This window comes from Kitasatospora sp. MAA19, assembly GCF_029894125.1.
GTDB lineage: Bacteria > Actinomycetota > Actinomycetes > Streptomycetales > Streptomycetaceae > Kitasatospora.
The window spans coordinates 1-13,590 of the sequence record NZ_JARXYZ010000020.1; the positions used below are offsets into that span (position 1 = coordinate 1).

The 13,590-nt window shown below is 69.1% G+C and carries 13 protein-coding genes; 8 read left to right on the top strand and 5 right to left on the bottom strand.

Going from position 1 to position 13,590, the window contains the following annotated elements:
* The first annotated feature begins 102 nt into the window (after positions 1 to 102).
* Complete coding sequence (locus P3T27_RS26405) at positions 103 to 396, top strand: hypothetical protein (RefSeq protein ID WP_280682737.1); 294 nt, start codon at positions 103 to 105, stop codon at positions 394 to 396.
* A gap of 150 nt (positions 397 to 546) precedes the next feature.
* Here the strand turns inward: P3T27_RS26405 and P3T27_RS26410 are convergent, their stop codons facing one another.
* Entirely contained in the window at positions 547 to 1,272 is a 726-nt protein-coding gene (locus P3T27_RS26410) for a dienelactone hydrolase family protein (RefSeq protein ID WP_280682739.1), read from the bottom strand.
* Positions 1,273 to 1,286: 14 nt separating this feature from the next.
* On the opposite strand from P3T27_RS26410, the gene P3T27_RS41040 reads away from it, so the two are divergent.
* From P3T27_RS41040 to P3T27_RS26430, 4 genes are all read left to right on the top strand, one after another.
* On the top strand, positions 1,287 to 1,880 hold the full coding sequence (locus P3T27_RS41040; protein WP_348534136.1) for a hypothetical protein: 594 nt from the start codon (positions 1,287 to 1,289) through the stop codon (positions 1,878 to 1,880).
* Between the two features lie 58 nt (positions 1,881 to 1,938).
* Positions 1,939 to 2,151 carry a hypothetical protein gene (locus tag P3T27_RS26420; protein WP_280682741.1) on the top strand — a complete coding sequence of 71 codons (213 nt, stop codon included), beginning with the start codon at positions 1,939 to 1,941 and terminating at the stop codon, positions 2,149 to 2,151.
* A gap of 377 nt (positions 2,152 to 2,528) precedes the next feature.
* Positions 2,529 to 2,984 carry a hypothetical protein gene (locus tag P3T27_RS26425; RefSeq protein ID WP_280682743.1) on the top strand — a complete coding sequence of 152 codons (456 nt, stop codon included), beginning with the start codon at positions 2,529 to 2,531 and terminating at the stop codon, positions 2,982 to 2,984.
* A gap of 149 nt (positions 2,985 to 3,133) precedes the next feature.
* Entirely contained in the window at positions 3,134 to 6,592 is a 3,459-nt protein-coding gene (locus P3T27_RS26430; protein ID WP_280682745.1) for a hypothetical protein, read from the top strand.
* A 7-nt stretch (positions 6,593 to 6,599) separates the two neighbouring features.
* Here the strand turns inward: P3T27_RS26430 and P3T27_RS26435 are convergent, their stop codons facing one another.
* Complete coding sequence (locus P3T27_RS26435) at positions 6,600 to 6,836, bottom strand: hypothetical protein (RefSeq protein WP_280682747.1); 237 nt, start codon at positions 6,834 to 6,836, stop codon at positions 6,600 to 6,602.
* A 756-nt stretch (positions 6,837 to 7,592) separates the two neighbouring features.
* Here P3T27_RS26435 and P3T27_RS26440 point away from each other — a divergent pair.
* Positions 7,593 to 8,027: an integrase gene (locus tag P3T27_RS26440; protein ID WP_280682749.1), complete on the top strand. Its 435-nt coding sequence runs from the start codon at positions 7,593 to 7,595 to the stop codon at positions 8,025 to 8,027.
* 121 nt (positions 8,028 to 8,148) lie between these two features.
* Here P3T27_RS26440 and P3T27_RS26445 read toward each other — a convergent pair whose 3' ends face one another.
* On the bottom strand, positions 8,149 to 9,282 hold the full coding sequence (locus P3T27_RS26445; RefSeq protein ID WP_280682751.1) for a class I SAM-dependent methyltransferase: 1,134 nt from the start codon (positions 9,280 to 9,282) through the stop codon (positions 8,149 to 8,151).
* A 179-nt stretch (positions 9,283 to 9,461) separates the two neighbouring features.
* Complete coding sequence (locus P3T27_RS26450) at positions 9,462 to 11,966, bottom strand: site-specific integrase (RefSeq protein ID WP_280682753.1); 2,505 nt, start codon at positions 11,964 to 11,966, stop codon at positions 9,462 to 9,464.
* Positions 11,967 to 12,253: 287 nt separating this feature from the next.
* Here P3T27_RS26450 and P3T27_RS26455 point away from each other — a divergent pair, with 287 nt between their 5' ends.
* On the top strand, positions 12,254 to 12,421 hold the full coding sequence (locus tag P3T27_RS26455; protein WP_280682755.1) for a hypothetical protein: 168 nt from the start codon (positions 12,254 to 12,256) through the stop codon (positions 12,419 to 12,421).
* Between the two features lie 191 nt (positions 12,422 to 12,612).
* The gene (locus tag P3T27_RS26460; RefSeq protein WP_280682757.1) at positions 12,613 to 12,747 is read left to right on the top strand and encodes a hypothetical protein; all 135 of its coding nucleotides are present in this window, start codon (positions 12,613 to 12,615) and stop codon (positions 12,745 to 12,747) included.
* A 13-nt stretch (positions 12,748 to 12,760) separates the two neighbouring features.
* On the opposite strand, the gene P3T27_RS26465 is transcribed toward P3T27_RS26460, so the two are convergent.
* Positions 12,761 to 13,474 (bottom strand): cyclic nucleotide-binding domain-containing protein, encoded by a 714-nt coding sequence (locus P3T27_RS26465; RefSeq protein WP_280682763.1) that lies wholly within the window; start codon positions 13,472 to 13,474, stop codon positions 12,761 to 12,763.
* Between the last annotated feature and the right edge of the window lie 116 nt (positions 13,475 to 13,590).

Here is a 13,590-nt window from a genome sequence, read left to right on the forward strand (position 1 = left end):
TCAGCCGGACGGGCGTAGACCATCCGGCCTACGCCCACCAGGAAGATCAACAGCTAGGCCAACCGGGTGCCGTACACCTAGATCGTGATAGTCCCCCCGATCGTGCATGGCACCACGTATGGGCTGCCGTTCCTGCTGATCACGCAGTCCCCGCTCGCACTTGCGGTGATCGTGGCGACGCACGTTGTCCTGGACCGCTATCGGGCCGCGAAGTACCTGGTCTGGGCGCGGAACCTGCTGGCCCCTGCCTCGCGTCGGGTCGCTTGGGCGGACGTGCAGAAGAACCAGGGCTCGCCCGTGGCCGTGCCGTCCGGCCTGGCGAACGCCCTGGTCATCGTTGCTGACAACACTGTGCATTTGGCGATTAACGCCGCCGCCCTGGCGTGTTGGGGGTGATGGCGACGACTTGAGGCAGGGGACATGACCGGAATGCGCCAGAAACCTGCCGTGGCGACCGGTAAGCACCGGTGGTGGGTGGCCGAGCTTGGTGCGTGGTGACGGTCGACCGGCTTGGTTTGCGGTCCGGAATCGCGGTTGTCGACCAGATCACTCCGTGATGGGCAGGCACTCGGCGAGCAGGTCGACGACGTCACGCCACGCTCGCTGCGCGTGCCGTGGGTGGTAGCCGACGCCGGGGACCACGGTGTGGTCGACCGGTGGGTGGTGGAAGGCGTGCAAGGCGCCGCCGTAGACCACGAGGCGCCAGTCGACGCCCGCGGCCTGCATCTCAGCGGTGAACGCGTCCCGTTGCGCGGGCGGCATGATGGGGTCTTCCGACCCGACACCGGCCCACACCGGGCAGCGAATGCGCGCCGCCTCGCCCGGTCGGCCCGTGGTCAGTGCGTTGACTGTCCCGATCGCCCGCAGGTCGACGCCGTCGCGCCCGAGTTCCAGCGCGATCGCGCCCCCGGTGCCGTAGCCGACGGCGGCGATCCGGTCGGGGTCGGTCCGCGGTTCGGCGCGCAACACGTCGAGCGCCGCGTGGCCGATGCCCCGCATCCGGTCGGGGTCGGCGAGCAGCGGCATGCAACGGGCAAGCATCTCCTCAGGGTCGCCCAAATAGCGCCCGCCGTGGAGGTCGAAGGCCAGCGCCACGTATCCCAGCTCAGCGAGTACATCGGCCCGGCGGCGCTCGACGTCGCTGAGCCCCATCCCCTCAGGCCCGACCAGGACCGCGGGCCGGCGGTCGACACCGGCCGGGAGCGCGAGGTGCCCGATCATCGTCAGGCCGTCAGCCGCGTATTCGACCGTGCGAGTTGTAACCGTCGTCATGAGCCTGGACTGTAGTGATCGCCGGGCCCGGTCGGGCCGGTGTTCTGCTGCTGGCAGAAGGCAGGTCTCTGGCGTATTCCGGAACTGCCCCGTCAGCGGTTCAGCTGCGCCATCAAGTCCCGGTTCGCGGCGCGTGCGGCGGCGAGGTCCTCGTCGCGCTCGGCGAGTTCGGAGCGGAGGTCGAGGATCCGCTGCTCCAGCTCGCCGATGCGGCGGGTGAGCGTTTCGACGTCGGCGGGGGCACCGAGCCCGGAGGCTTCCCAAGCAGCCTGTCCAAGCGCTTCAGACAGACGTCGTTCGAGCCGGGTGATGTGCGCGGACAGACGGCCGTTGCGGGCCGTGAGGTTCGCGATGTCGGCCAGCAGCGACCGGCGGCTGACCTGCGTTCCGGCCGTCGCGCTGGGAGGCGGCTCGCCCGCTCGGGCGAGAACGGCCGCGTGCAGGTCACCGTGCCGATGGATCAGACTGCGGTGGACGCCGGCGGCGCGGGCAACGGAGGAGACGGTGATCTCCTCGCCGTCCGCGGCCAGCTTGTCGAGGACCTTGAGGACACGGGTCCGCCGCCGGTCGGAGTCCGCTGCCCGTGCTCGGGCCAGGTGGTCCGGTGATCACCATTGGCTCTTCCCTGGGACGGCCGGCGGACAGCCGATCAGCAGCCGTCAACTCATGTGCAAGCTCACCGCGCTGGGCATCCGGGCCCGGCCCGCCCGCAACACCACGCTGATGGAGCTCTCCGCCGAACTCCCCGCCGTGGTGCTCAGCCGCCTGCTCGGACTACACATCTCCGCAGCCGAGAAGTGGGCAAAGGAGACGGCACCCACGCGCGCCGCCTACGCTGCCGAGCTCTCCCGCCGGAAGACGGTCCATACGTCCCAATAGCCGGACGTACCCGATGAACCCCGGGGAACGGCGAACTCGATCACATGGCGTGGCTCGCTGTGGATCCTGACCAGGCCCACAGCCGGGATCTCGACCACACACCGTCTGGCATGGCCTATCACGGGGCCGGTGTCGGACCGGCATCCGAGCTGTACCGAGCCTGGGTCGTTCAGTGCGAAGCCCGTGACTGTCGGCATGATCCGCCGGGCATCGGGACCTGAAGTAGTCGGTGCGGCTCACCGAAGGTCCCCGGTGGGTAGCATCGTACGAAAGCGGCGTTCCCTCGCGGTACATAGAAGTTGACTGCCTTTGCTGGGAATGCAGATGACGATCAATCAGGCAACCGGGCGCCCCGACACGATGGGCTTGGTGAAGCAATGGATCTGGGTTCGGAACTGACGACGCTGGCGTCGAACGGCGCCAGTCAGCTGATCAACGTGATCGCCAGCGACGGCTGGGCTGCGGTGAAGTCCGTCGTGCTGGGGCTGTGGCGGCGCTCGCATCCGGAACGCGCCGAGGAGGATCTCGCTCAGGCGCGGACGGACCTGCTCACCGCCCAAGAGGAGGGTACGGCTGAGCAGTTGCGGCAGGTTCTGGTAGTCGAGTGGCAGGCGCGGCTGTCCAGGCTACTGCTCGCCCATCCGGATCTCGCCGATGAGCTGCGGGCGCTTCTCGAAGGTGCGCTCGCCGGGCCCGAGGCGAACGGGACGATGCCTGCGGCCGGCTCGATCACGATCACCTCGCACGTGACCGGCGGGGGAGACGCGTATGTGGCAGGACGGGATCTGACCGTCAACCGCGAGCCCCGGGCCCCGCGGAGCGAGTCGCGGTGACCGGGCAGCCGGATGCCCACGCACCCGGTGGTGCAGACGGCGGGCAACTGGACGCTCCGGAATCCGAAGGTGCGGAGGGCGTGTACCCGGATGCCCCGGCGCCCGGAGCCTCCTACCTCAGGCAACCCGACGCCCTTGTACCCCGACGCATGGAGTACACACCGCCCGCGCGGCTGGATGTTCGCGTCAGCGGTGATGGTGACACCTTCGTCGCCGGCGGGGACATCACTATCGTCCAGGGCCCGGGGTCCCGCCGACTGGGAGAGCGCGGTGCCGATGACCGGTGCCCGTACCCCGGTCTGGAACCGTTCACCGCGTCGTACGCCGAGTGGTTCTACGGCCGGGCGCAGGCCGTCGCCCTGGTGCGCGAGCGGTTGGACGCGCGGGTTCGGCAGGGTGGCCCGCTGGTGGTGCTCGGGCCGTCGGGCGCGGGCAAGTCGTCGCTGCTCGCGGCCGGAGTGCTGCCCGACATCGCCGACGGGGGGTTACCGGGAGCGGCGCACTGGCGGCAAGTGCTGCTGACCCCGACCGCCGCCCCGGCCGCAGCGCTGGCGACGGCACTAGGGGACGAGGGCGAGGTGCGGGACCGGTGGTCGGACCCCGAACGGTGCGCCGAGGAGATTATGCGTGGCCCTGGTGCGGCCGGGCTCGTGCTGGTGGTCGACCAGTTCGAGGAGGTCTTCACGCTGTGCACCGACGAGGCGGAGCGGCGCTGGTTCATCGAGGTGCTCGACCTCCTTGCCCGGCCATCGACCCGGAATGCGCTTGTGGTGCTTGGTGTGCGCGCTGACTTCTATGCGCAGTGCGCGGCATACGAACGGCTGCGGATGGCACTGCGGGCCGACCCGGTCCTGCTGGACCCGATGACTGAGGCCGAGATCGAGGAGGCGATCCGCCGTCCGGCGCAGGCTGTCGGGCTGCAGATCCAGGACGACTTGGTCGAGCGCATGCTCCGAGATCTCGGCGCCTCCGGGGACCAGGCACCGGGCGATGGGACGGCCGGCTCGTGGACGGCCGGGCTGCCGATGCTCGCCCACACGCTGCGGCTGACCTGGCAAGAGCGCCAGAACGGTGTCCTGACCGTTAACGGCTACCGGCTCACCGGCGGTATCAGAGGTGCCATCGCGAGGACAGCGGAGGAGCTCTTTGCTTCCCTCACCGCTGAGGGCCAGGAGGTCGCGCGCATCCTGTTCCTCCGGCTGGTCGCCGTCGGCCGGGACTCCGACGATGCCCGTCGGCACGTTGCCCACCAGGACCTCGTCCGCGACCTGCCCGAAGACGGGCCTGCCGAGACGGTGGTTAACGGATTCATACGGCATCGGCTGCTCGTCAAGGATGAGTTGACGGTGACCATCGCCCATGAGGCGTTGATCGGCGCCTGGCCGCGGCTCAAGGGCTGGATCGAGCAGGACCGCACCGGGAACCTGATCCGCCAGGAGGTGGAGGAAGCAGCCGCCGCCTGGCATCGCGCCGGCCGCGACAGCGCCCAGCTCTACCGGGGCAACCCCCTGGAATCGGCTCGCAGTTGGGCTTCCGGTCATCCGGGCGACCTGAGCGCCACCGCCGACGGTTTCCTGCGCGCCGCCAGTCGGCAGGAGCACCGGGAGCGACGCCGGCGCCACCGGTGGATCGCCGCCGTCACGGCTCTGGCGCTGGTTGCCTCCGTTGCCGCGGCGTTCGGCTTCTGGCAGAGCGCCGCGGCCCAGTCCTCCGCCACCACGGCCATCAACAACCAGATCTCCGCGGAAGCGCTGCAACTGGTCGGCACGGATCCGCCGCTCGCCGCCCAACTCGCCCTGGTCGCCCACGATCGGGCCCCGAGCCAGGACACTGCCTCCCGGCTGCTGAACCTGGAGAACACCCCGATCGCCACCGAGCTGGCGGTCTCCCCGGGCGCCGCCATCTCGTCGGTCGTGTCCAGCCCGCACGGGCAACTCCTCGCCACCGCCAGCGCGGACAACGGGATCCGGCTCTGGGACGTGAGCGACCCGCACCACGCCGTGCTGCTGGGCTACGCGCAGCCGCCGGCGGCCACCCCGGTGGTCTCGGTGGCGTTCAGCCCCGACGGAAGCGTCCTCGCCGCCGGCAACCTCGGCGGGTCCGGACACACAGGCGGCATGGTGACCCTCTGGGGTATGGCCGATCCGCAGCACCCGACCCGGCTCGGCCCGCCGCTGACCGTGGCCGGGGACGTCACCACCGTACTGTTCAGCCCGGACGGGCACACCCTTGCCGGGGCGGGCGGCATCGGCGGCGGGGGGTCGGGCCTCGTGAACTTCTGGAACGTCACCGACCCCGGGCATCCGAAGCAGCTCAGCAGCCCCGAGATCCGGCCGAGCGGTGCGATCTCCTCCGCACTGTTCAGCCTGGACGGCAAGCAGCTGATCACCGACGAGTCCGGCGAGGTCGAGGTGTGGGACATGGGCGACACATCGCACCCCGCACAGCATCTGTCGGAGTTCTACGGCGCGGGCACGTCGGTGGCGATCAGCCCGGACCGCGGTTTCCTGGTCACCGGCGGGGAACACGACACCCTGGGGTTCTGGGACCTCGAGTCCCCACGGATGCCCCAATCCATCCTCGGGGGCCGGCCGCTGGCCGGTCTCACCAGCGACGTCCTCTCGGTGGCGATCAGCCCCGACGGGAGGGTGCTCGCTGTGGCGAACGCCAACGGGGTCACCAGCCTCTGGAACATCACCAATCCCTACTCCCCCAGCACGCTCGGCCAGTTGCCGAGTGGGTCGGAGCATGCCGCCATATCGCTGGCGTTCAGCCCGGACGGGCACACCCTGGCGGCGGGCGACCGCGGCGGCACCGCCACCCTGTGGAGCCTGCCACCGACCCTCCTTCCTGGCGGCGGCCCGGTGGCGTTCAGCCGGGGCGGGCGTCTGCTGGCGACCTCCAACGGCATCACCATGGCCCGCCTGTGGGACGTGACGGATGCACACAAACCCGTGCCCCTCGGCATGCCCGAGTCAGGCGGCAACAGCCCGGTCTCCGCCATGTCCTTCAGCCCGGACGGGCACACGCTGGCGCTCGGCAGCGCGGGCGCGGGCGGCGGGGCGATCTGGCTCTCCGACATCACCGATCCCCGCAAACCCGTGCCACGGGCGACGCTGCAGGGCTTTGTCAGCGGAGTGAGTTCGGTGGCGTTCAGCTCGGACGGGCGGATGTTGGCGGCCGGTGGTGGTGATGGGACGGTCCGGCTGTGGAGCACGACGGATACCCAGGCTCCGAGCCCGCTCGGTGAGCCGCTGCGGGGGTTCTCGGGTGGGGTGAGTTCGGTGGCGTTCAGTCCGGACGGGCGGACCCTGGCAGCAGGCGGCGGCGACGGGACCGTCGGATTGTGGAACGTCAGCGACGTGCGGACTCCGGCCCGCCTCGGTCAGCCGCTGACCGGGCCGGTCGGCGTCGTGAACTCGGTGGCGTTCAGCCCGGACCGCCACACCCTGGCGATCGCCAGCCCGGACGCCACCGTGCGCCTGGTCGACCTGGACGTGAACGCGGCGATCCGACGGCTCTGCAGCACCAGCACCGGAGCCCTCACCCGCGATCGTTGGAGCCAGTACGTACCCCAACTCCCTTACCGTCAGCCCTGTGTGACGTAGCCGGCGCTCAGCCGTTCTGCACCACCAGAGGCCCGCTGGGGTCGATCGTGAAGTCCTCAGTGGGTGTGGAGGAGTCGGGCGCGTCCACGTGCAGGGACCTGTAACCACCGTTGTTCAGGTTGCTGACGGTCACCGTGGCCTGGAAGGGCATGACGTTGCCGGTCGCGCAGTCGGGGACGCAGCTCTTGCTCCACAGCTGCCCGGTCCCGGTGGCCGTCGGCTCGCCCCAATCCGACCAGGTCATCCCCTTGAGAGTCTGTCCGGCGTCACCGCAGAACAGAAGGAAGGCGTCGGGTTGAGTGACCGGCTGCCCGTCGCACCCGTAGATCACGGCCGTCGGTGTGGTCGGCGTCGGATCCGGTGTGGGCGTCGGTGTGTCCGGCAGCGTGTCTGGCACCCCCGACGCGGGCGCGGGCCGTATCGGTGCAACCGGCCGTCCGGAGGAGCCGCAACCCACCAACGCCACCGCCGCAGACACCAGTACGCCGGCGCGCCACCATCCATGACCCCTGGGCATCATCCGCTGCGCCATCGTTCCCCCTGCGATCACCGGCCCCGAAGGTGTGAGGACTTTCCATGGTAGTGACAACTCGCTTGCGTGGTATGCGAATACGCGCAGCCGGGACCCGCTTGCCACGAGAACGGAACCAGAGTGGCGGGAGTGGCGCCTGATGAGGACGGCCTCAGTGGCACCGCGCCACATCCGATGCATGCTGAACCTGGTGTGCCGCTCCGGAGGAGAGCACGGCGGTAATCAGGGGGGAGAGCCACCCGCATGTCGAGCTCAGGTGGCGAAGCCGTGCCCGATGGCCGATGATCATCGAAACCCGCCGATAGACCCACCGTGGGCGGTTGGTCAACGGCCGGCCGCCGACGCAGAGCCTCTGTAACACGCTGAAGTCGGCACAAACGAGCTACCTACGCTGCTGGACTCTCCCGCCAGAAGGCATTCCGCAAGTCCCAATAGCCGGACTTACCGATAGCGATCTACCCGGAGGACGTGATCTCCCATCACCGGGCCTTCATCGCGCGCCGCAGAACCGAGCGGCCCAGTGAGGAGTACCGCGAGCTCACCGCCGCCGAGTGGGACGAGTTCCTGGCCCACTTCGAACTCCGCAAGGTCGCCCTGGGGACCTGCGGCCGTGACTACGCGACCCCGTGCCAGCATGAAAACGCCTGTGTCAGATGTCCCCTACTGCTCGTGGACCCGGCCCAGATGCCACGTCTCCAGGAGATCCACGCCAACCTCGTCGACCGCCTCCAGGAGGCCCGGGACCAGGGCTGGCTTGGCGAGGTCGCCGCCATCGAGACCACCATGGCCGCCGCAGCGCAGAAGCTGGAGGCCATGCGCGAACGTGCAGCACAACCGTCCACCGTCCACCTTGGCATGCCCGACTTCCGTACCACCGCCGGCAGGCTCAGTTCCGACTGCTGACGGCACCACGTCCCGGCACAGGGAGGCCAGAGAACGTCCGCCGCTACTTCAGCCCAACCCGGAGGCGATCGCCGAGGCGACCAGTCTGCTGGCTCCTGGCCACCGCCTACGTGAGCCGTAGTCAACTGCTGGCCAGGCGCCACAGCGATGTGACCTCCGCAGCGCGGGCAGCATGGAGGGGATCAGTGCTGTCCGAAGCTCGCGGATGCTGCGGCCTGGTGTCGATCTTGTCCACCACGTGCAGGCCCGCTGCTTCGATGAAGGTCAGCAATTCGCGACGCGTCCTGAGTCCGAGGTGTTCGGCGAGGTCCGAGAGGATGAGCCATCCTTCACCACCTGGTTCGAGGTGGGAAGCCAGTCCGTTCAGGAAGCCGTGAAGCATGGCACTGTTCGGGTCGTAGACGCCTTGCTCGACAGCAGAGGTCGGCCGGGAGGGAATCCAAGGCGGGTTACAGACGATGAGGTGGGCGCGGCCTTCGGGGAACAACTCAGGACCCATGACATCGATGCGTTCGGTGAACTTCATTCGGTGGACGTTTTCGCGGGCACAGGACAGTGCGCGCGGGTTGATGTCGGTGGCCACAATGTGGTCGAGCCCCCGGCGGGCGAGGACGACAGCGAGTACGCCTGTCCCCGTGCCGAGGTCGAAGGCGGTACGACGACCGCCACCGTGGTTCACCGAGGCGGGCAGTGGTGTCTGTGCGACCAGATCGACGTACTCGCCCCTGATCGGGGAGAACACGCCGTAGTGCGGGTGGATGCGGGTGTTGATGGCTGGCACGACCACGCCCTTCTCGCGCCACTGCTGGGCGCCGATTACGCCCAGCAGCTCTGTGAAGGAGACCACCACAGCTTCGTGCGGTGAGCCGTACGCCTTGACGCACGCCTTACGCACATCGGGAGCTCTGCGCAGAGCCAGGTAATAGTCGTCCTCCAGCAGCACAAGGAGCCTGCTCAGCACGCGGGCCCGGTGGCTGCGGGCCCGGCGGTGCAGATGGAAGGACTCAGCCGGGCTGTCCCCCGAGCGGGGAGGTTTCCGGTCGATACGGCGGCTCATCGCGCGTAGTAGCTGCCGTGCGTTGTGGAAGTCGCCCCGCCACAGCAACGCCGTACCTTCGCAGGCAAGACGGTAGGCGGTATCGGCTTTCATGCGGTCATCCGCGACGACGACCCGTCCGGGAAGCGGTGTGGCGCTCTCGGAATGCCATCGGGCGGATCGGACAGTGTGGTCTTCGGTCCAGTGGATCGTGGACACCACGTACTCCTCGTGATCGAACGTGCAGGGGCACGAAGAGCACTTCGACGAGGAGCAGGAGAAACGGCCTGTGCTACAGCACAGGCGCGAGTGTCAGGGCAGGCAGGGCTACCGCTCCCGCGTCGAAGCGCGAGAGGAGAAGTCGCCGAGAACCATGCCGAGTGTCACGACCAGCCCTTTCAGAAAGATGACGTAAGAGGCTCGCACGCTCCTGTCCTCACAGGCAAATCTGGTGCGGGTGGGGAGGAACCAGCCGAGAGTGACACCCTGTCGTAGTCCGCGACACGCCCAACGACGCCCAGCTGTCCAACTTCTTCACAACTACTTTCCGTGGCGAAGGCAAGATGGAACGCCAACTGACAGCCATGCTCGGCTAGTTCGGATAAGCAGGCGTGCTCATGCGCGCAAGGTGTGCCGTAGGGGCGCCCGCAGGAGCCCAGCTCGACCTTCCGCTTGTCGAAGTGTTCCTGGAACTCCGACCACTCCTCGGATGTGGGGTCCCGGTACTCCTCCTCCGGCCGCAGCTGGCGACGCTGGTCGAGGAACTGCTGGTAGTGGCGCACGATGCCGTCGTCGAAGACCGCGACGTAGCCACGAGTGGTCTGGATATTCAGGTGGCCGAGCAACGCGGCACCGATGTGGATGGGCAGCCCGGAGTTGACCAAGTCCGTGGCGAAGATCCTTCGGAAGTCATGGGCGGAGAACGTCGTCCCGACGAATTCAGGGTGGGTCTTGGCCAGCTCGGTCCAGCACTTGCGCAGGCGGCACCAGATCGTGCTGGTGCTCATCGCCTGTCGTTCCAGGCCGGTCTGGGTCTGGAACAGGTAGGGCAGGGGCGGGCACCACACCTTCTCGTGGACGTCGTACCGGCTCGCGATCGGCACCGTTCCGTAGGTGCCGCGGTGCCGGCGGATGACCTGATCGATGACGTGGAACAGTTCGGCGGACATCGGGATTACCCGCTCGCGGTCCGTCTTGGAGGGAGTGACGACCAGGAGCGCGACGACCTCGCCGTTGGGACGCTGGTAGTTGCGGACGCTCAGGTGGGTTAGTTCGGTCAGCTCCTCGATCCGCAGGCCGGCGTGCCGGAGCGTTTCGACGACGGCCCAGTCCCAGAAGGCCGCGGTCTCGTCCCGGGTGACGGCGACGAGCTCGCCGGTGTCCCGGTTGACCGCCCGCACGGGGAAGGACTTCTCCGTCTTTGCCCGCTTGAGGTCGTACTCGCTGGCGGTGCGCTGCCACTGTGCGTCGGCGGCGGTGAACCGCTCACCGGGTTCGACGGCCTGGGCGGCGGTGAGGATCTCGCGCAGTCGCATCCACCGGTTGGTGACGTGGTCAACCAGCAGGGGCAGCAGAGGCTGGCGGACTCGGGTGCGTTCGGCCATCCGTGCGTTGATCTCGCGGCGGCGGACGTTGAACCAGCGCAGTTCGGCATCCCGGATGGGACAGGGCACCGACCACGCCGCCCAGCGCTCGGGTTCGGCGACCGCCCAGCTCTGCAAGTCCAGGTAGAAGGTGCGGACCTTGAGCAGCACGCCGTCCATGTCGAGCCGGGGCCGCCCGCCCGGCAGGACGGAGATGGTCTCCTTCCACTGCTGGTAGGTCTCCTCGCTCAGCCGCAGGTCGGTTTGGTCGGGGTTGACCTTCTCGACATTGCTCCAGAACGTGCCGGGCAGTACCCGGGCCAGCTGCCGCAGCGAGGAGTGGTCCAGGTCGGCGGCGCGGCGGCGAAGGTAGTCCACCAGCAGGTTGCGCACGTTGATGTTGCGCAGCTGCTGCCGGTCGACGAGTTCCTCGACGCTCTTCTGCCCGCCAACGAGGGCGGCCCGCAAGACGTGCGGAGCCGACGGCGGGAAGTGTCCCGACTCGTAGAGGATGTGCCAGGCCGCGATCGCCGCGTAGTTGTACTCCTGGCCGCGCTTGGTGGCCCCGCGGGTGAGCTGCTTGCGCCGCGACTCCAGCGAGTAGTGCAGCAGCACTTCGGGCGTCAGGTCTGCCAGAGAGATCCCGAACACCGTCAGGGCGCAGGAGACGTCGAACAGCGCGGTGCGCCGGGCCGCCGGGGTCGCGTCGGAGGCTTCGACCGCGGCGTGGAACTTGTCCAGCTGCGGGTCCTTGGCCACCAGGCGGAAGTCGAGGGCGTAGTTCGGGTAGGTGTGCCCGCGGAAGGAGTCCAGGCTCGGACGGATCACCCGCAGGCAGAACAACTGGCGGGTGCCCGAGATGAACAGCTTGCGCAGCTTCTTGTCCTCGCCGCCCAGGTCGCCGGGATTCGTGCCGTACTCGTCCAGTCCGGCCGCCACCCATCGCTGCTGCCAGGTAGTGCCGGGGAAACGCTGGAGGTGTTCAAGAATCGTCACCGTGCTGAGGCAGCGCAGTCGGCGCCGCTCAAGGCCCTCGTCGTCCCAGGCCGCCACGGCCGCGTCAGCCACCTTGGCCAGCGAAGCCCGGGAGAGGTCACCGGCCGGACGGGGCGGGTTCTCCGGCTCGGGCGGCGGCGCGGGCTGGATGACCTTGGTGTAGGCGAACGCCTGCGGGGACGCCGGCACCGGGTCCCGCTGACCGGTGCCCTTGGTGATCACCCACAAGCGTCCGGCCGACCAGTCGACGTCTTCCAGGCGCACCCCGAGCAGTTCGCTGGCGCGGGCGCCGGAGCTGACGTAGCAGGGCGCGGTCCCGGTCACACCCCATCTGCGCGAAGAGCTCGTCCCACAGCCGGTCTGGGATGGCCCGGGGCTGGCGGTCGGGCACCTTCGGCCGCAGGCGGCCCCGCCGGGTGGGCACCGGTGCTTCCAGCGGGGAGCGGTGGGCCAGTCGGGCTCTGCGGTCCCGGCTCTCCGGCACCGGGTTGATCAGTGGCCCGCGGCCGTAGTGCTGGTGGAAGGCGTAGAAGCCGTGCACCACGGTCAACGCGTGGGCGATCGTCCTGGGCGCGTACCCGTCGCGCAACGTGGTCTTGCCCGTCTTCGGATTGACCACGCCCGCGGGCATCGAGTCCGGCCGCGAGCGGCGCCGCTGCGGATTCGGCGCCGTACGCAGCCAGCCGACCATCGCGGTCGTCTCCGCCTCGGTCGCCTGTTCCCAGCCGACATCCACCGCCCACAGCACCCGGAACCAGCGCAGCAGGTCGTACCCGTAGCTGCGGCCCGTCAGCGCGCTCGCGTCGCCGAGCGCAAGATCCCGCAGGTACCGGCTCACCGGCTCGATCTCCCGACCGGCCGCATCGACCAGGAACCACGGCAGCGAAGGTCTCGCCCCCTTCACCACCGCACCGACCGACGGCAACCGACCGCAGCCATCCATCAGATCCCGATGTACGGAGGACATTCCATGAAACGAGGACATGCCGAGATCCTCGGCACCCACCAGCCGGAACACCAGCGGATCACCAACTTGGTGCAGTCAACAGACCAGGCCTGGCACCACATCTTCGAGACCTGCGCCGCCTTGATCGTCGCGGCGTGACTCCGTCAACCGCTCACGCCGGCCCGCCGTGGCGGGCCGCGGCGACCCGAAGCCGCCTAGGGTCCTTGACCAGCAGCCACCCCCGGCGGCCCCCCGGAGTCGCTCCGAACGGAGGCATCGCCAGAACCTGCCGCAGCCGCCTGGCGCCGATACCCAGGCAAGCGGCCAGGTCCTGCCGGCAGACCTTCAGGTAGACGCCGTCGTCGCTCCACTGCGCCGTCCCGTCGTTGCCGAGCAGCGGTACCAGCACACACGCGAGCCGCGCCAGGTCATCACCGGCCCGCGACAGCATCTGAGCCTCCCGCTCCCGGCCGGCGATGTACGACGAGACCGCCAGCCCCCATTCGCGCTGGAACGCCGGGCTCCGGAACCTCTCCCCCGGCACGATCGCCACCTCGCACGCCGTGCACGCCCGCACGGTGGCCGTCCGCACACCGGGGCCGAGCACCGCGAGATCCCCGACGAGGTCGCCGCCGCGCCGGAAGGCGAGCAGCCTCAACAGGATGCTCGACCCGTCGCCGGCCTGCCTGACCCCCACCACGCCCCTGACGACGACCACCACGTAGTCGCCCGTCTCCCCCTGATGCATCAGGGGCCAGCCCACCGGTCGCTCGATGATCGCGAGACCGCCGAGGAAGCGTTCCCATGCGGGTTCACCGACGCGCTCCCGAAACGTCCTGCTCGGGCCGAACAACGGCTCCGGCGCGGAGTTGTTACACAAGGTCATGCCGGGAGAGTAGAGGAGCGATCGCCAACCGGGCTTGGGGTAAAGCCAGTTGACGAATGCGCCGGGACCCGGCCGGCGCCGGCTGCTACCCTGCCGCGCCTCCGAGCCGCCCGCGA